The organism is Nonomuraea candida (assembly GCF_000725485.1).
In the GTDB taxonomy this organism is placed as follows: domain Bacteria; phylum Actinomycetota; class Actinomycetes; order Streptosporangiales; family Streptosporangiaceae; genus Nonomuraea; species Nonomuraea candida.
On sequence record NZ_JOAG01000153.1, the window covers coordinates 1 to 426 of the forward strand.

The 426-nt window shown below is 66.0% G+C and carries 1 pseudogene; it reads right to left on the bottom strand.

The features are described from left to right. Positions 1 to 101: 101 nt before the first annotated feature. Positions 102 to 269, bottom strand: a pseudogene (locus IO39_RS43470) (transposase); the annotation flags it as partial. Positions 270 to 426 lie beyond the last annotated feature (157 nt).

The window sequence follows — 426 nt, forward strand, 5'->3', positions numbered from 1 at the left end:
ACTCGGCTACCTCAGCCCCATCGACTACGAGCAGCAGACCACCGATAAGGTACTGCTCGCCGCATAACGCCCGGTGTCCACACTCCGGGGTGAGCCCCCTACCGCTCGGGCACATCCCGCCAGGGCGCGCCGGTACGTACCCGCCACACGATCCCGTTGAGCACCTGCCGGTGATCACGCCACCGGCCGCCACGCCGTGAATCCATCGGCGGCAACAGCGGCGCGATCAGCTCCCATTCCTCATCGGTCAGCTCAAAACGCCTGCCCATGTCATGAGGAGAAGCCGGATCGAAGGTCAGATCAACCCTCGATCCAAGAAACACGCCCTAGTCGCGCGGGTGGCTGGGGTCAGCGAGACCACGGTCCGCAAGGGCGTGCTCGAGCTCGAGTCCGGTGCTGAACCGCTGCCTGATGGGCGGGTCAGGC